The organism is Acinetobacter sp. MYb10 (genome assembly GCF_002980175.2).
Lineage (GTDB): Bacteria > Pseudomonadota > Gammaproteobacteria > Pseudomonadales > Moraxellaceae > Acinetobacter > Acinetobacter guillouiae.
In genome coordinates this window covers 1,759,849-1,776,732 of record NZ_CP058272.1, presented here as the reverse complement: position 1 = coordinate 1,776,732, position 16,884 = coordinate 1,759,849, and the positions used below count along the sequence as shown (strand labels likewise).

Genomic DNA, 16,884 nt, shown 5'->3' with positions numbered 1-16,884 from the left:
TATCGTTTCGATCTTAGATCATAAAAAATCCTCGCTTTATGCGGGGATTTTTTATGCAAGTTGTTTCATCCTTGTCTTTTTGTATATTTTTTATTATGCTTTTGTACTGTTCGGTAAATATAAATACAACACGAAAACTGAGGAGAACTAAAATGAAAAGATTAATCTTCATTATTGCAATCACCCAGATGCTAACGGGATGTTTAAGTATCATGGGACAAAGACCCGAAACAAGAAATGATTTGATGCAGTCTTGGGTGGGGAGTACAGAAGAAAAACTGATCAGTAAATGGGGACCACCGTATAGAAGCTATGCACTCCCAAATGGTGCAAAAATTATTTCATATAACGATGGCTGGAATGCTTGTACAAGGAAATTTATGCTTGAACAAGGTAAGGTCACCAAATGGGGATATAGTAATTGTTCTATGCATCTCAATCGACCTGACAAAATTGACAAGAATATCCCAATTCCACAACCATCACTTTAATCCATTGTTTACAGAGATAACTTTAAACTGAAAGTCGCTGTTCGAGTTAAAATGTCGTGGTGCTTAGACTGGAGTAGCGCAGTAAAGCAAAATTAAGCTGTTATAAATTTTTATGAATTGACATTTTACCTGCGGTGGAATGTCACTATGCTGTCTAATTTTTTTTTAAATAATAACTTACCTAAAAAGAATAATGATCCAGGTAAAGAAAATAATCGCCTGAGCTACGAACTGTGCGGCACTTCCCATATCTTTGGCATTTTTAGAGAGTGGATGACGTTCTAAAGAAACACGATCAACTACAGCTTCTAATGCTGAATTAAACAATTCTACAATGATTGCCAATAAGCAGACACCAATCATCACTGCTTGTTCAACAGATGAGACATCGACAAAAAATGTAATCGGAATTAAAACGATATTAATCCAAACAATCTGACGGAAAGCCGCTTCATTTTGGTATGCAGCTTTAAATCCTGCTAAAGAATAGCCTGTTGCATTGAGAATGCGTTTGAAACCCGTCGTACCCTTAAATGGAGAATAATCACTCATAAATCAAAGCAGCTAAAGTTTTTAAGAAGTGTATTATTCTAAACTTAAATTGGGATTAATTTTAAACAAAAAACACCAAGTTTAGAAAAAATTAAGCAAACAGTTGAATTGGTTGCTTAATTTTTTTGAATAAATCAGCTGTTACTTGGTATTTGGATTGGCTTTTAAGTACGCATCTAAAGCTTTACGACCTAAACCAGGATCATCGGTAAATACACCATCCACACCAGCTTTAAAATACATCTCATATTCTTTGTTCGCTCCAGCTTCACAACGCTTGGCTGCATCTGCTTCAGCTGTACTACATTTTAAATTGTTGGCAAGGAAGTTATTTTCAGGACGGAAAGTATACGGATGGACTTTTAAGTTCACAGCATGTGCATCTGTAACGAAAGAAGAGGGTGCAGTATAGCTATCATTAAAAATATATGGTTTCCATGGACCTACACCATCAGCATATTTGGCGACGTCTTTTAAACCTTGCGCTGTTGCCATATCGCCATAGGTGGTTTTAATCCCTTGTGCGGCATAATCTGCTGGACTGATTTTCTTATCATCATAAAGCTGAATAATTTTGGCATGCTTTAAGCTTTTATGTGCTGTCAATTGGTCTTTAAAGTACTTTAAATTATTGACTTCAAATGATTGTAGATAAATTGGCGCAATTTCACGGCTATATTGGTACTTTGCCAAAGTTTTAAGCAATGGATCTTCCATAGCTAAATTTAATTTTTGAAAATATGTTGGGTGCTTGGTTTCAATATAGAGCCCAACCACTTTACCGGTTTTTTTATAATTTTTTTCCGCCAGTTCAATAATTTGCTCAAGGGTAGGGATATTCAATTGATCATTGTATTGGGTATTGTTCGGGCGTAAAGCTGGAATACGCTCGCGTGCTTTAAGTTGATTTAACTCACTTAAAGTAAAGTCTTCTGTAAACCATCCCGTTAATGATGTCCCATCGATGATTTTTGTTTTCTTACGATCTGCAAATTGGCTGAATGTGCTGACATTGGTTGTACCACCAATTTCATTTTCATGGCGTGCAACCAATACGCCATCTTTGGTCGATACCAAATCTGGCTCAATAAAATCAGCACCATCATCAATGGCTTTTTGATAACTTTCAAGGGTATGTTCAGGGCGTAAAGCACTGGCCCCTCGGTGACCAACAATAATGATCTTAGGTTCTTTGTATTCTGGTGTGACGTTTTCTGATTTTTTATCGTCATCATTACAAGCGGTTAATAACGCCATAATACTGATCATTAACCCAGTATTTTTAATCATATTTTTCTCAAATTCTTATATGGAAACTGGCTGTAGTCTAAGTGGTTAAATTGACACTGTGATGACATCAAGATGAAAAATTGATGAAATGCTTTTGGTTGATTTATGTCTAGAAGAAAAAAATTCTTCATAGTTTCTTCATATTTAAACTTATCATTCGCTTTTCTGTTATTTTTCCTTGAGTTTTTAGTTTAAGTCACAGAATATCCATATAAAGTCGATTTAATTGCTACAACAACTTTACCTCAATCCTTTGACGCAGAACCTACTCTGATGCTCTCAAAATTTTTTATTCAACGTCCTATTTTTGCCTGTGTACTTGCAATTATTGTCATGGCTTTAGGCGTATTTTCAGTCTTGAATTTACCGATAGAGCGATATCCAGATATTGCTCCGCCAAGGATTAGTGTTTCTACAACCTATACAGGTGCAGATGCTGAAACTGTTGAAGAGAGTGTTACTCAGGTTTTAGAGCAGCAAATTAAAGGGATCGACAATCTGCTGTATTTTAGTTCGAGTAGTGACTCATCGGGTCGTGCCAGAATTAGTATCAGTTTTGAAAACGGAACGGATCCAGATACCGCACAAGTCCAAGTACAAAATAGTATCAATGGTGTACTGAACCGCTTGCCAGATGATGTACAGCGTCAAGGTGTAACGGTGAATAAATCACTTGGCGATACATTTATGGTGGTGGGCTTGTATGATGAAACAGGTAAAAGTAACAATATCGAATTAGGTGACTACTTATCTGATCATATAGAACAAGAATTATCACGGATTGAAGGGATTGGTGAAGTTGATGTTTTCGGCTCTCAATACGCCATGCGAATTTGGCTGAATCCGAATTTACTGCGTCAATATCAATTGATGCCGAGTGATATTCGCACAGCAATAGAAGCACAGAATACACAGGTTGCAGCTGGTGGCGTCGGTGATTTACCAGTAACTGCTGACCAATATTTAAATGCAAAAGTCACGGCTGGTTCACGTTTAAGAACAGTCGACGAATTTAAAAATATTATTGTTAAATCCAATACAGATGGTAGCTATATCTATTTAAAAGATGTGGCGCGTATTGAGTTGGGTGCAGAAAATTATCAGTCTTTTAATACCATTAATGGTTACCCTTCATCGGGCATGGGGATTTCTTTATCCTCTGGTGCAAATGCTTTAGCAACATCTGCACTCATCAAAGCTGAATTGGCGAAGATTTCTGAAAAATTACCTCAAGGTTATAAGATTGTTTATCCACGTGATAACACGCCGTTTGTGCAAGAATCAATTAAAGAGGTGGTCAAAACCTTATTAGAAGCCATCGTATTGGTGGTTCTGGTCATGTTTATTTTCCTACAAAGTTGGCGTGCAACGCTGGTTCCAACCATTACTGTACCGATTGTGATTTTAGGTACTTTTGCGGTACTTAATGTGTTGGGCATGAGTATTAACACATTGACTTTATTTGCCTTAGTGTTGGCAATTGGTCTGTTGGTCGATGACGCTATTGTGGTGGTGGAAAATGTTGAACGTTTGATGCATGAGCAGGGCTTAACTGCAAAACAGGCATCTATCGAGTCTATGCAGGAAATGACAGGAGCTTTGATTGGGATTACCGTGGTCTTGACCGCAGTATTTATTCCGATGGCGTTCTTTACAGGTTCGACAGGTGTAATTTATCGTCAATTCTCCATCACCTTAGTGGCGGCAATGGCCTTGTCATTGCTGGTTGCATTGATCCTAACCCCAGCACTCTGTGCCATTATTTTAAAACCCAATCCTAAACCCATGCGTTGGGCGACATGGTTTAATCGCAAACTTGAAAATCTAAGACAAGGTTATATTCGCCTGATTCAAAAGACCCTAAATTTGAAATGGGTGATTTTGACGATTTTTGTGGCTTTGATTGCTGTATTTTCACTGATCTATCGGACTTTACCCACCAGTTTTATTCCAAGTGAAGATCAGGGCATGTTGAGTGTGCAGTTCCGTTTAGCTGATGGTGCACCGATGTCGAGTAGTCAGGTGGTTGGGGAAAATATCCGGAAATATTTCCTTGAGCATGAAAAACAAAATGTTGATATTGTGTTGATTCGTTATGGGCGTAATTTTTCAGGTACAGGGCAAAATCTAGGAACAGGCTTTGTGGCTTTAAAGCATTGGGATGATCGCTCAGGTACACAAAATTCTGCGCAATCAATTCGTGAACGTGCGATAAAGTATTTTAGTCAAGATCGCAATGCTCGGATTACGGTCAGTTTGCCTGCTTCTGTAAATGGCTTGGGGGATAGTGATAGTTTAGAATTTTGGATTCAGGATATTAACGGTCAAGGACGGAAATATTTAGACCAACAATTCACAACATTGCAGGCACAAGCCAAACAGTTCCAATCCTTTGAAAATCTGGATAAAAAATCCAATCCCGATAAATCTAAGTTAAAAGTTGATGTTAATCAAAAATTGGCATTGGCAAATGGGCTGAGTCAAACTGCGATTAACAATACTTTGTCAGCAGCATGGGGTGGCTCTTATGTAAATGACTTTATTGATCGTGGACGAATTAAACGGGTGATGATGCAGGGCGATGCAGAGTTTCGTTCTAAGCCTGAAGATCTACAAGTATGGACGGTGCGTAATGCACAAAACCAAATGGTGCCATTTAGCAATTTCGCAACAACGCGCTGGGAAGGTGGTCCCGACGTTGTGAATCGTTTCCAAGGTTATACCGCCTTACAAATGGAAGCCAATGCAGCGGCGCATACCAGTTCGGGTCAAGCCATGAAAGATATTCAGACCTTGATTAGTCAACAAGATGGAATAGATGTTGCGTGGAGTGGCTTGTCATTTGAAGAACAAAAATCGAGTAGCCAAGCATGGTTACTCTATTTGATTTCGATCGGCTTTATTTTCCTTTGTCTCGCAGCCTTATATGAAAGCTGGTCGATTCCAACTGCTGTGATTGCGGCAATTCCTTTGGGGATTGGGGGCAATATTATTTTTAGTAAATTGGCAGGTTTTCCAAACGATATTTACTTTCAAATTGCATTGCTGACCACGATTGGTTTGTCGTGTAAAAATGCGATTTTGATTGTTGAGTTTGCTGCCTTGTCACAGGAAAAAGGTAAAACAGCAATTGCTGCTGCTTTAGAAGGCGCAGGGTTGCGGTTACGTCCAATTCTGATGACATCCTTGGCCTTTGGTGCGGGGATTATCCCCTTGGTTGTTGCATTTGGTGCGGGTGCTGCCAGCCGTCAAGAAATAGGGGTAAGCGTATTGGGTGGGGTGATCTTCGGAACAGTTTTAGTTTTGCTGTTTATCCCATTTATGTATGTGCTGGTTCGTTCAATTTTTAAATCAAAAACACCCTCTGAGTCAGGGTGTTGATTGATGAGCTTCGCTTGCTCAATGGTCTTTGATGATCATTGATCAAGCTTAAAATCATCCAGAATTTTTAAAATATGTTTCACAACAAAAAACATCTTTATTTTCGTGGGATTGCAGTCCAACATGTGGCAAAAGTTTGATGGAATTTGGATCATCCTATGCAATTTTCTTTGGCACTCGTTTCAGAAATAGAAAAAGCCATTCAAAACCATCAATTTGATCTCATTGAAAAACAATTTGAACAAATCAATGACGCCGATATCGCAAAAATTTTGGCAGATTTATCTTTAAATGAACAGCTGACATTGGTGGAGTATTTACCCAATGCTGCCTACATTCTTGAGTTTTTATCACTCGAACAACAACTTAAAATTTCTGAACATTTACCGAAACAGATACTGGTCAATATCATTTCTGAGATGCACTCGGACGATCGTACTGATTTATTTAAGTACTTGCCTTATGCATTACAACAATCTGTTTATGCCGATTTAAGCCCTGAAATACAACAGCAGATCCAACATTTAGCCAGATATCCAGAAGAGTCTGCTGGTGCAATTATGAGTTCAGATTATGTGACATTGTCACCTGATTTGAACATGGCACAAGCCATCAAGCAGATCAGAGCAATTGCCACAGATCGTGAAACGGTCTATTTGATTTATGTGGTCAATGCACAAGGCAAGTTACTCGGGGTTGTGTCCTTACGTGAAATTATTCTTGCTGAGCCTGAGCAAACCATTGCTGAAGTCATGAGTACGGATTTGATTGTCGGGGACGTTAATGAAGACCAAGAAAGCATTGCAGAGAAACTGCATTATTATGACTTTATTGCACTGCCAATTGTTGATGAGCAACAACGTCTTTTAGGTATTGTTACTTATGATGATGCCATGGATGTCGTCACTGAAGAAGCCACAGAAGACTTTTTAAAATCCAGTGCAGTCTCATCGTCTCCTAAAATGAGTATTAAGACAGCACCGATTCATTACCTCTATAAAAAACGGGTATTTTGGTTGGTGATTTTGGTTTTTGGCAGCTTATTGTCTGGATTTGGGATTGCTCATTTTGAAGATATTATTGCAAAAAATATTGTGCTGGTATTCTTTTTGCCGCTTTTGGTCGGGAGTGGCGGGAATGCTGGCTCACAATCGGCCACGTTAATGGTACGGGCATTGGCAACGGGTGATGTACATTTAAAAGATTGGATGTATCTGATTGGGCGTGAAAGCTTGGTTGGTCTATGTTTGGGCGGAACAATGGCAATTGCTGTGTCCATTCTTGGTTACTTTAGAGGCGATGCAATGGTCGCTTTGGTTTTAGCTTTAAGTATGATGGGTATTGTATTGATGGGCTGCTTAATAGGAATGAGTCTGCCATTTATATTGAATCGTTTAAAGCTGGATCCAGCAAGTGCTTCGGCACCTTTGGTCACCTCGATTTGTGATGCAACAGGTGTTATCGTTTACTTATGTATTGCATCGATTATTTTATAAGACATGGCTGAATGGTAAGCTTTAAAAATGCTTGGCTGATCATGTTTAATCAGCAATGTCTTTTCTTAAATCTCGACAACTGGGAATATCTGTATAGCGATATACTTGATAACCTGCTTGTTCTAACATCTCGTCACGTTGTGCATCGATATGTTCTTTGCCAAGGTGACTGGGATCATCAAGTTCAATAATAGCAATCACTTCAAGCTGTTTGTCGAGTAGCACAAAGTCGGTCACTTTACGATTGAATTTGGAACGCAATTTAAATTGATTGCAATCAATTAACGCGCTAAACGCGACTTGCGCAAGTACATGATATTGAGGAAAGGCTTCATTTAAACGGAAAAACATTTTCTGTTCAAAAGGGGTGATCACACGTTTTGCATAATAATGTTTATTTCGAAATAAATACTGACCAAAGCAGGCAAGCAATAAAGCAAAGGTTGCGATACTGCCAATCAATAAAAATAAAATTTGATGTAAATCGAGAGACATAAGGGATCGGTATCGTATAGACAAGAAAAAACCCACTCAATCATGAGTGGGTTTTTAAAATCTGGCTCTCCAACCTGGGCTCGAACCAGGGACCTGCGGATTAACAGTCCGTCGCTCTACCGACTGAGCTATTGGAGAATCTGGAACGCATTTTAGGGATGAAATGGGAATGGGTCAAGGAAAAATTGTTAAATTCATCATAAAAAAGCATTATTTGCTAAATATTTGATCATTCTGAATAAAAGTAAATCTGAATAAAAGCAAAGTTGTTTTAAGCGTTCTAAAATTTAGGCGTAAGCCGAAAAGCGGTTAAATCTTTTCTTTATAGAAAATAAAGATATAAAAAAGCCCACTTCATTATGAGTGGGCTTTTTAGAATCTGGCTCTTCCACCTGGGCTCGAACCAGGGACCTGCGGATTAACAGTCCGTCGCTCTACCGACTGAGCTATGGAAGAATAGATGGCTCTCCAACCTGGGCTCGAACCAGGGACCTGCGGATTAACAGTCCGTCGCTCTACCGACTGAGCTATTGGAGAATCTGATGCGCATTTTATGGATGAAAGCCAAAGTGGTCAAGTGAAATGATAAGAAAAAAGGCTTAAATGTTTTTTTATTGTCCGAATTTAAAGAGTTTGTATATATATTGATTATTTTTAAAGTTTTCCAGCTCTTTATTCGAGATCAAATGATTATAAGTGGTTAAATTTTATTGCAGTTGCAGAAAGGTTCATAGGATCTGAATAGCGCTAAGCATTGCATAACTATAAAAGATTTTTATTGGATCTGCTTTTACCGTGTAATTAGGATTGATCATATTTGAATTGAAAAAATTGAATCGCATAAAAAGGCCATTCTAATCAGAATGGCCTTTTTACAAAAATAAAATGCTGAGATCTTATTTTTCAACGCCAGCTTCTTGGCCCGCATATTTCGCGTTTGCATAGTCCCAGTTTACAAGGCTTTCTAAGAAAGTTGAAATGTATTTAGGACGAGCATTACGGAAGTCGATGTAATAAGCATGCTCCCAAACGTCAATTGTAAGTACCGCTACTTTGCCATGTGCAAGTGGAGTATCTGCATTTGAAGTTTTAAGAATAGAAAGCTCGCCATTCACTTTATCAGCAACTAACCAAGCCCAACCTGAACCGAATTGAGTTGTTGCAGCAGCTGCGAACTCTTCAGCAAATTTTTCGTAAGAACCGAAAGCTTCATCAATTTTAGCAGCTAAAGCGCCAGTAGCTTTACCGCCACCGTTTTTAGCCATACAGTTCCAGTAGAATGTGTGGTTCCAAACTTGTGCAGCGTTGTTGAATACACCTGCTTTAGAAGCATCGCCAGCAACAGCAACAATGATCTCTTCTAAAGTTTTACCTTCAAGATCAGTACCCTTGATTAAGTTGTTTAAGTTTACAACATAAGTATTGTGGTGCTTGTCATGATGGAATTCTAAAGTTTCTTTGCTGATGTGCGGCGCAAGATCTTCATAGCCGTATGGTAAAGCAGGTAAAGTAATGGTTGTCATGTTTTAAATTCCTTGCATTTAGCTGGGTTTTAACATTAAGTGGCTTTATTGTAATGGATTCTTTCAACAATTGTGCAAGATGTTAAATAACAATACACAATTTATTTCGATTTAATACGTATATAGAAAATCTAAAAAGTACATCGCATTTTTATGGAAAAGTGTCTAATCGGCAGAGCAATATTTGCCAAAAAATGCGCTACATTTTTTAGGATAGCGCTTAAATCGGGTTGTTGAGTTCGAAATAACTAGCGTCAATATTGAACTGTTCAGCGATCGCTTGAGCAAGTTGTTGAACACCATAGCGTTCTGTTGCATGGTGACCACATGCGTAGTAATGCACATCTAACTCTTTGGCTTCATAAAAAGTACGTTCGCTGACTTCACCTGAAATATAGGCATCACAATTCATAGCTGCCGCTTTGCCAATAAAATCCTGTGCTCCACCTGTACAAAATCCGACTTTTTGAATCAATGATTTTTCTGCATTGAGATGGATGGTGTTGAAACCTAATTTTTCAGTGAGAAGGTGTTTAAAATCTTCTGGTGAGATCGGGTTTTTTAAATAACCGATATTACCAATCGGATTGCGTTCGCTTGGGTCTAAAGCTTCAATGTTTTCCAGTCCAAGGATTTTGGCAATCATTGCATTATTCCCCAGTGTTGGATGCGAATCTAAGGGGAGGTGGTATCCAACAAGTGAAATATCATTTTGGATTAATGCTTTGATTCGTTTGCCACGCATACCTGTGATTGGATAGGGTTCGCCTTTCCAGAAATAGCCATGATGAACCAAGAGCAGGTCTGCTTGTTGTGCAATCGCTGCATCAATCGCATCCTGTGACGCCGTGACTGCACACAGGATTTTCTTTACTTCAGATCGTCCTTCGATTTGTAATCCATTGGGTGCGTAATCTTTAAATTCATGTGATTTTAAGGTTTGATCACACCACTGGATGATATCTTTGAGTAAAGCCATGAATAACCTTTATTTAAATGAAGTGTGTTAAGACCATCAAAACATATTTTAAATTGTAACTAAAGCTGAACAAAACTCTTTGTGTTTTTTATGTTTCTTGATTGAATTGCTTTACAATATACAAATTGCTTTTGCATCAACGAATTAAAAAATTCTTAGAGGAATAAAAACGTGCGGCGTTCATTTACTTGGCTCCCTTGGGTTTTACTGATACTGGTTATTATTTGTTTTGTGGTTTGGCAAAAACTTCAACAGCCCAAAGCACCGATTGCTGCTGATGGTGTGAAGATGCCTGCTGAGAAAGTTGAGCCTTTGGTCAATACATCTCGAACGGGTGGTGTGGTGTCCTATAGTGCTGCCGTTAAGGTTGCCGCACCAGCAGTGGTGAATATTTTTACCACTCAAAAAGTAAAACAAAATCATCCATTGCTCAATGATCCTGCGTTTAGAGAGTTCTTTGGAAATCAGATCCCTGAACAAAATCAAAACCAGAATGAAAATAGTTTAGGTTCTGGAGTGATTGTACGTCCAGATGGTTATATTTTGACAAATAACCATGTGATTGCTCAAGCAGATCAAATCGTTGTTGCCTTGCAAGATGGTCGCCGTGCCGAAGCCACTGTAATCGGAACGGATCCTGATACAGATTTGGCTGTGATCAAGATTGAATTGAAAGAATTACCTGTCTTGCCATTTAAATTGAGTGGCAATGAAGTTGGTGATGTTGTATTGGCAATAGGCAATCCATTTGGTGTCGGGCAAACGGTAACGCAAGGGATTATCTCTGCAACGGGTCGTTCTGATCTCGGTATCAATACTTACGAAGACTTTATTCAAACAGATGCAGCCATTAATCCGGGTAATTCGGGTGGTGCATTGATAGATGTGGCTGGGAATTTGATTGGGGTTAATACTGCAATCTTCTCACAGTCAGGTGGTTCGTTGGGGATAGGCTTTGCCATTCCTGCCAAAATCTGTCAGCAAATTTTAAATTCGATTTTAAAAGATGGTCGTGTGATTCGTGGATGGATGGGCATTAGTTTAGTTCCTCCAACGCAAGCAGATGTTTTACAACCGCGTCAGCCAGGTGTTGTGGTTGCTGATGTATTGAAAAAAGGTCCTGCGGCGGAAGCGGGGATTAAAGTGGGCGATCGTATTGTTAAAGTGAATAATGAAGATATTACTTCAACCTCACATTTAATTAATTATGTTGCACTCCAAGCACCGAATACCGATATTCAAGTTGAAGTCATCCGTGGCGAACAAACCGTCAATCTCACGGTTAAAGTGGGTGAGCGTAAAGTTCAAAGTGCTGACTCACAATTTATCCCTTTACCACGACGTTAAGTATCGCAAAAATTTTAGCCCTGATTCATCAGGGCTTTTTTATTTCTGAGATGCAGATTTTCCTTAGCTCATAAGACTATTTAGTGAGGCCAATTGGCACAGGGATTAGGTAATAGGCTATGGATTGCACCAACTTCTTCATCTGAGAGCTTTGCATCTTTATTTTTATCTAAGAATTTAAATAATTTAATTTTTTTATCTTTGCCTTGAAACTGTCTGTCATCTGGCCAAGGATAGGGTTCAAAGTCTTTAACCTTTAAAAATTCATTGAGCTCAAAGGTATCATTCTTATTTAAATCATAGGTTTTATGGAATTTCTCCCAGTCTAAAGAAGCCGGATCACAGGCAAAGCTAAAGCTTGAAAGTGTGCTACAACTGAGAATTAGACTATAGATTATTTTATTCATCAGTTTTATCCCATTTTTTTAATTAGCTTTGATTATAAAGACAAAGTGATTTTAAACGAATGGCTGCATCTCAACAGAACTATTTCAGTCTTGATTCAATCTATTCGATAGAAAATACTATATTTTTAAAACAAAAAAACAGTGCCGAAGCACTGTTTTTATTGCAATAAAATGGTATTCAATTAACTTTCTTGTTGAATCCCAGCAACTAACCAATCTTGCGTAGACCCTGCTGGTTTAACAAAGTGCCATACTTCTGAGAACGGTACAGGTTGACTATTTAAGTCTTCGCTGACAGTTCCAGTAAAACGAACACTCACCACGTATTGTCCATTTTCTGTCGCGCTATCCAATACCAATGCATTTAAGTTTGAAAACTCAGCCACATCTTGATCTTGGTTTGCCATGATATCGCTGTACATTGACTGATAAAGATCAGCTGTTAAATAGCGTTGAATTTCAGCAATATTGCTCACTGAGTTCATTGACTGAATATGGTTAAAGCGTTGACGAGCAACACGTAAGAAAGCAGCAGGTTCAGTTCCATCTGGAAGTTGATTGCCGCTTTGCATAGAGGCTGCGCCAAACGGTGCTTGTGTTGCAGTACCACCATTGACAGACTGACCAAAAATATTGGTCGTGTCGTTTGAACTACGTGCCGTATTGTTTTGACCAAATGGCGCAGATGTTGGACCTGTGCTATTTGGTGCATACGGATTATTGCTGGCTAATTTTTTTTTTGCACCGAATTTACGGAACAAGAAGAATGCAGCACCTGCGATCAGGATTAACCAGATCCAGCTTGGAATTCCGCCTTTTTTCTCTTCTTGTTGAGCAGCTGCTTGTTGTTTCGCTAATTCAGCATCATTGGTCTGTGCTTGGGCATTACCATTATGATCATCAGCCATTGCATTTGCCGCAATCGCACCTACTGCTGCACCTGCAACACCAGCAGCAACCATTTTACCTACACCAGAACCTGATTTTTGTTGTCCAGGTTGAGCAGGCGTTGGTTGTTGAGCAGGCGTAACTTGTCGAGGTTGAGAATAAGACTGACTTGAACTCGAAGAACGGCTCATGCCATGGCTTTTACCACCACCTGCACGTTTTGCTTCAGCCAAAGGTGCTACAGCCAAAGTTGCCATTAAAATACCTGCGACCAAGCCGCGCTGTCGAACTTCCATTGAATCTACCTATATTAAAAAAATATGTTGATGAATATGAGTGCAAGCACATTACTGTAATTGCTTTTCATAGTTCTCTTTATGCAGTCTTTTTAAGAGAATTTCAATGTTTTTAAGATTTATTTGCACATATATTCACATAAACATAACGAATATATTGCTGGGCTTTTAAAGCCCAATATGTATTTTCTAATCTATTGAAATAATTAAAACTATCAATTTAAAAAGGCTTTTATCATATCGGTGGAATTGTGCTGTGATATACAAATTTAGTGCAGCAATTTATGATAAAAATTCTCATGATTTAATGGGTAATTTATAGCGTGTAGTACCCAGCCTTTACCTTTAAATTATTTGAATAAATATCGATCGATCAATCCGTTATAAAAATGATTAAAGCAAAACTGTTGTTTCAACTTTAGTCAGAGATTTAATTTTTATTGAATCTGTGAGGGTTCATTTAATGAGGGAGAAGAGGCAAATTTTATTTAAGCCATCTATCAAAGCAAGCTTACTTCCTTGTAAGGCTTGGTCCTATTTTATAAATGGGATGCTTAGACTTCATCACTCAATTGCATGGCTTCTGTTAATGCCTCATGCAGTCGAGCCACTGCAATGATTTGTACACCTGCAATAGGCTTTTGTGGTGCATTGCCTCTAGGTACGATGATGTATTTAAAACCATGTTTTATGGCTTCTTTTAAGCGTTCTTGTCCATTGGGAACAGGGCGTATTTCACCTGATAATCCCACTTCACCAAACACAGCCAATTGTTGTGGTAAAGCTTTAGAGCGTAAACTTGAAGCACAGGCCAAAAGTACCGCAAGATCAGAACCTGTTTCGGTAATTTTCAAGCCACCCACGACATTGACATAAACGTCTTGTCCAGAGGTCTGCACACCACCATGGCGATGCATAACCGCAAGCAACATATTTAAGCGGTTTTGTTCTAAACCCAGTGCGACCCGACGCGGTTGTCCATGTGCGTCATCAACCAGTGCTTGAACTTCAACCAATAATGGCCGTGTACCTTCACGACTGATCATCACCACTGAACCGGGAATCGCTTCATCATAACGACTTAAAAAGATGGCAGACGGATTGGCGACTTCTTTTAAGCCCTTATCTGTCATGCCAAATACACCAAGTTCATTGACCGCACCAAAACGGTTTTTGACAGCACGAATCATACGGTAGCGGGAGTCAGATTGCCCTTCAAAATACAGTACACAATCGACCATGTGTTCAAGTACACGTGGACCGGCCAAGGCACCTTCTTTGGTGACGTGACCAACAAGAAATAACGCTGTACCACTATTTTTTGCAAATCGAGTCAATAGTGCAGCTGATTCACGAATTTGCGAAACACCGCCGGGAGCAGATTGTAAGGTTTCGGTATATAAGGTTTGGATTGAGTCAAGGATGGCAACGGCAGGGCGCAATTGTGCGAGGGTATCACAAATTCGTTCTACACACGTCTCTGCCATGACTTGTAATTTATCAGTAGCTAAGTCAAGACGATTGGCACGTAAAGCCACTTGTGAAAGTGATTCTTCCCCTGTGACATAGAGTGCTGAATTCTTCGCAGCAGCCATGTGCGTTGCGGTTTGCAACAGAATCGTTGATTTACCAATACCGGGGTCACCCCCGATCAGGACGACAGAACCTGTGACTAAACCACCACCAAGTACTCGGTCAAACTCGCCTATACCCGTAGCTAAACGTGTTTCATTGGACACGGTAATCTGGTTAAGCAAGGTGACATTGGCCGCTTGTCCTGCATACCCACCGCCCATAGGTTTGGCACGATGTGATACGACAGGTTCAATTCGCACTTCAGTCAGAGAATTCCATTCACCACAGTCTGAACATTGACCTGCCCATTTTGGATGGTCTGTACCACATTGTTCACAACGATAAACAGTTTTGACTTTGCCCATTTTGAGTGCGTTCACCTTTTGAATGATGTGCTGAATGTACCAATAGCGCCATTGAAATACAATTTTTTGCTTAACATCTCGCCAAAAACTATTTTGGCACGTAAACTGCAAATCGAAGGAACGGTAAAAATAAGAAAGGTAAGGGATAGTCGTTTGACTATTAAATAAGCTAAAAGATGAAAAAACTTAGATATTTTAAGTATTCATTGAAAAAGGCTTTTTTATTTTTTTTGTTTTAAGCTACTTTTGTACAACGAAATCTGAGAGAAGAATATAACAATGTCAAATGAAAACCTCAGTTCTTCTGCGGAAACAGGTGAACTAGCAAGAAGTTTATCGAATCGTCATCTACAATTGATTGCAATTGGTGGTGCGATTGGTACAGGCTTATTTATGGGTTCAGGGAAGACGATCAGTCTTGCGGGACCATCCATATTATTTATTTACATGATCATTGGTTTGATGGTTTTTTTCGTCATGCGTGCGCTTGGTGAACTGTTACTTTCGAACTTGCAATACAAGTCATTTATTGATTTTTCTACAGATTTGATCGGACCATGGGCAGGCTATTTTGTCGGATGGACCTATTGGCTGTGCTGGATCACGATTGGTATTGCAGATCTATCTGCAATTATCTATTACTTACAGTTCTTCAATAATGGGGTGCCCTTTACCCCAACTGAAGGGGCAATGATTAGTGTTGCCGCAATCTTCTTTATTTTAGGATTGAACCTAGTCACAGTAAAACTGTTTGGTGAATTGGAATTCTGGTTTGCGCTGATCAAAATTATTGCCATTGTGGTGTTAATTTTGGTGGGTTTCTGGATGATTTTTACCGGCTTTACTTCAGCAGCAACAGGTCAAGTGGCGTCATTTACTCATCTTTGGGATCATGGGGGAATGTTCCCGAAAGGCTTTGAAGGCTTCTTAGCAGGCTTCCAAATTGCCATCTTTGCTTTTGTCGGTGTTGAACTTGTTGGTACCACAGCAGCAGAAACCAAAGATCCAGAGAAGAACTTACCTAAAGCCGTTAACTCAATTCCAATCCGTATTATTTTCTTCTATGTATTGGCATTGGTGATTGTTATGTCAGTTACACCATGGAATATGATTGATCCTAAAGTTAGCCCATTTGTGAACTTGTTTAGTCAAGCGGGAATTGCTGCGGCTGCAATCATTATGAACTTGGTGGTCCTTTCTTCTGTAATGTCTTCAATGAACAGTGGTGTATTCTCAACAAGTCGTATGCTATTTGGTCTTTCTCGTGAAGATCAAGGTCCTAAAGCATTTGGTCTGTTAAATAAACGCGCAGTTCCAGCGAATGCTTTATATTTCTCTGGTGTATGTCTATTGGGTGGTGCGGCATTACAATACTTCGTTCCTAATACTGTCGAAGCATTTACTTTAGCAACCACACTGTCAACAATCTTGTTTATCTTGGTATGGATTATTATTTTGTGGAGTTACTTGGTGTACTACAAAACACGCCCAGAACTTCATGCAAAATCAGTGTTTAAATTACCAGGTGGACCGATTACTTGTTATATCGTGATCATTTTCTTTGTCGGTACGATTGGTATTCTTGCATTAGAACCAGATACAATGAAATCATTGATGGTCAGTCCGATCTGGCTCATTATCCTTGCAATTGGTTATTTCTGTTTTTATAAGAAAAAATAGTCATTAACGATTTCAATGATATTGATAAGAAAACGTCAGTAATTTACTGGCGTTTTTTTTATTCTCATTTTAAGCTTTAAGGCTTCCGCTTTGGTCTATATTTTAGATTCAAGGTATAA

General features: G+C 39.0%; 13 protein-coding genes and 3 tRNA genes. 5 read left to right on the top strand and 11 right to left on the bottom strand.

Annotated features, from left to right (window positions below; genetic code table 11):
- Nucleotides 1–152: 152 nt before the first annotated feature.
- Nucleotides 153–491: a hypothetical protein gene (locus CQZ96_RS08240; RefSeq protein ID WP_105713089.1), complete on the top strand. Its 339-nt coding sequence runs from the start codon at nt 153–155 to the stop codon at nt 489–491.
- A gap of 177 nt (nt 492–668) precedes the next feature.
- Here the strand turns inward: CQZ96_RS08240 and CQZ96_RS08235 are convergent, their stop codons facing one another.
- Together CQZ96_RS08235 and CQZ96_RS08230 are read right to left on the bottom strand one after the other, a co-directional pair.
- Entirely contained in the window at nt 669–1,043 is a 375-nt protein-coding gene (locus CQZ96_RS08235) for a diacylglycerol kinase (RefSeq protein WP_004722437.1), read from the bottom strand.
- Nucleotides 1,044–1,184: 141 nt separating this feature from the next.
- Nucleotides 1,185–2,333, bottom strand: coding sequence for a glycerophosphodiester phosphodiesterase (locus tag CQZ96_RS08230; protein ID WP_105713088.1), 1,149 nt, complete (start codon nt 2,331–2,333; stop codon nt 1,185–1,187).
- 273 nt (nt 2,334–2,606) lie between these two features.
- Between CQZ96_RS08230 and CQZ96_RS08225 the strand changes: the two genes are divergently transcribed.
- Both CQZ96_RS08225 and mgtE read left to right on the top strand, forming a co-directional pair.
- On the top strand, nt 2,607–5,714 hold the full coding sequence (locus CQZ96_RS08225; RefSeq protein ID WP_105713087.1) for a multidrug efflux RND transporter permease subunit: 3,108 nt from the start codon (nt 2,607–2,609) through the stop codon (nt 5,712–5,714).
- A 158-nt stretch (nt 5,715–5,872) separates the two neighbouring features.
- On the top strand, nt 5,873–7,210 hold the full coding sequence (gene mgtE / locus CQZ96_RS08220) for a magnesium transporter (protein WP_056514288.1): 1,338 nt from the start codon (nt 5,873–5,875) through the stop codon (nt 7,208–7,210).
- A gap of 45 nt (nt 7,211–7,255) precedes the next feature.
- Here mgtE and CQZ96_RS08215 read toward each other — a convergent pair whose 3' ends face one another.
- From CQZ96_RS08215 to CQZ96_RS08190, 6 genes are all read right to left on the bottom strand, one after another.
- On the bottom strand, nt 7,256–7,705 hold the full coding sequence (locus CQZ96_RS08215) for a DUF2726 domain-containing protein (RefSeq protein ID WP_105713086.1): 450 nt from the start codon (nt 7,703–7,705) through the stop codon (nt 7,256–7,258).
- Nucleotides 7,706–7,767: 62 nt separating this feature from the next.
- Nucleotides 7,768–7,843, bottom strand: a tRNA-Asn gene (locus CQZ96_RS08210).
- 242 nt (nt 7,844–8,085) lie between these two features.
- Nucleotides 8,086–8,161 (bottom strand) — tRNA-Asn (locus CQZ96_RS08205).
- Nucleotides 8,162–8,166: 5 nt separating this feature from the next.
- A tRNA-Asn gene (locus CQZ96_RS08200) sits at nt 8,167–8,242 on the bottom strand.
- 359 nt (nt 8,243–8,601) lie between these two features.
- Nucleotides 8,602–9,228: a superoxide dismutase gene (locus CQZ96_RS08195; protein ID WP_004722425.1), complete on the bottom strand. Its 627-nt coding sequence runs from the start codon at nt 9,226–9,228 to the stop codon at nt 8,602–8,604.
- Nucleotides 9,229–9,448: 220 nt separating this feature from the next.
- The gene (locus CQZ96_RS08190) at nt 9,449–10,207 is read right to left on the bottom strand and encodes a Nif3-like dinuclear metal center hexameric protein (protein WP_004722423.1); all 759 of its coding nucleotides are present in this window, start codon (nt 10,205–10,207) and stop codon (nt 9,449–9,451) included.
- 171 nt (nt 10,208–10,378) lie between these two features.
- On the opposite strand from CQZ96_RS08190, the gene CQZ96_RS08185 reads away from it, so the two are divergent.
- Nucleotides 10,379–11,554 (top strand): S1C family serine protease, encoded by a 1,176-nt coding sequence (locus tag CQZ96_RS08185; RefSeq protein WP_004722420.1) that lies wholly within the window; start codon nt 10,379–10,381, stop codon nt 11,552–11,554.
- Nucleotides 11,555–11,634: 80 nt separating this feature from the next.
- Here CQZ96_RS08185 and CQZ96_RS08180 read toward each other — a convergent pair whose 3' ends face one another.
- The 3 genes from CQZ96_RS08180 to radA form a co-directional block, all read right to left on the bottom strand.
- Nucleotides 11,635–11,961: a calcium-binding protein gene (locus tag CQZ96_RS08180; protein WP_105713085.1), complete on the bottom strand. Its 327-nt coding sequence runs from the start codon at nt 11,959–11,961 to the stop codon at nt 11,635–11,637.
- A 182-nt stretch (nt 11,962–12,143) separates the two neighbouring features.
- On the bottom strand, nt 12,144–13,145 hold the full coding sequence (locus CQZ96_RS08175; protein ID WP_004722417.1) for a Tim44 domain-containing protein: 1,002 nt from the start codon (nt 13,143–13,145) through the stop codon (nt 12,144–12,146).
- Between the two features lie 554 nt (nt 13,146–13,699).
- Entirely contained in the window at nt 13,700–15,085 is a 1,386-nt protein-coding gene (radA, locus tag CQZ96_RS08170; protein ID WP_004722416.1) for a DNA repair protein RadA, read from the bottom strand.
- Nucleotides 15,086–15,364: 279 nt separating this feature from the next.
- On the opposite strand from radA, the gene CQZ96_RS08165 reads away from it, so the two are divergent.
- Nucleotides 15,365–16,765, top strand: a complete 1,401-nt coding sequence (locus CQZ96_RS08165) for an amino acid permease (protein WP_004819689.1) — start codon at nt 15,365–15,367, stop codon at nt 16,763–16,765.
- The last annotated feature ends 119 nt before the right edge of the window (nt 16,766–16,884 follow it).

Bases quoted from the DNA above. Each gene is read 5' to 3' on its own strand.
- CQZ96_RS08240 (WP_105713089.1), top strand. From the start codon at position 153: ATGAAAAGATTAATCTTCATTATTGCAATCACCCAGATGCTAACGGGA.
- CQZ96_RS08235 (WP_004722437.1), bottom strand. From the start codon at position 1,043: ATGAGTGATTATTCTCCATTTAAGGGTACGACGGGTTTCAAACGCATT.
- CQZ96_RS08230 (WP_105713088.1), bottom strand. From the start codon at position 2,333: ATGATTAAAAATACTGGGTTAATGATCAGTATTATGGCGTTATTAACC.
- CQZ96_RS08225 (WP_105713087.1), top strand. From the start codon at position 2,607: ATGCTCTCAAAATTTTTTATTCAACGTCCTATTTTTGCCTGTGTACTT.
- mgtE (WP_056514288.1), top strand. From the start codon at position 5,873: ATGCAATTTTCTTTGGCACTCGTTTCAGAAATAGAAAAAGCCATTCAA.
- CQZ96_RS08215 (WP_105713086.1), bottom strand. From the start codon at position 7,705: ATGTCTCTCGATTTACATCAAATTTTATTTTTATTGATTGGCAGTATC.
- CQZ96_RS08195 (WP_004722425.1), bottom strand. From the start codon at position 9,228: ATGACAACCATTACTTTACCTGCTTTACCATACGGCTATGAAGATCTT.
- CQZ96_RS08190 (WP_004722423.1), bottom strand. From the start codon at position 10,207: ATGGCTTTACTCAAAGATATCATCCAGTGGTGTGATCAAACCTTAAAA.
- CQZ96_RS08180 (WP_105713085.1), bottom strand. From the start codon at position 11,961: ATGAATAAAATAATCTATAGTCTAATTCTCAGTTGTAGCACACTTTCA.
- CQZ96_RS08175 (WP_004722417.1), bottom strand. From the start codon at position 13,145: ATGGAAGTTCGACAGCGCGGCTTGGTCGCAGGTATTTTAATGGCAACT.
- radA (WP_004722416.1), bottom strand. From the start codon at position 15,085: ATGGGCAAAGTCAAAACTGTTTATCGTTGTGAACAATGTGGTACAGAC.
- CQZ96_RS08165 (WP_004819689.1), top strand. From the start codon at position 15,365: ATGTCAAATGAAAACCTCAGTTCTTCTGCGGAAACAGGTGAACTAGCA.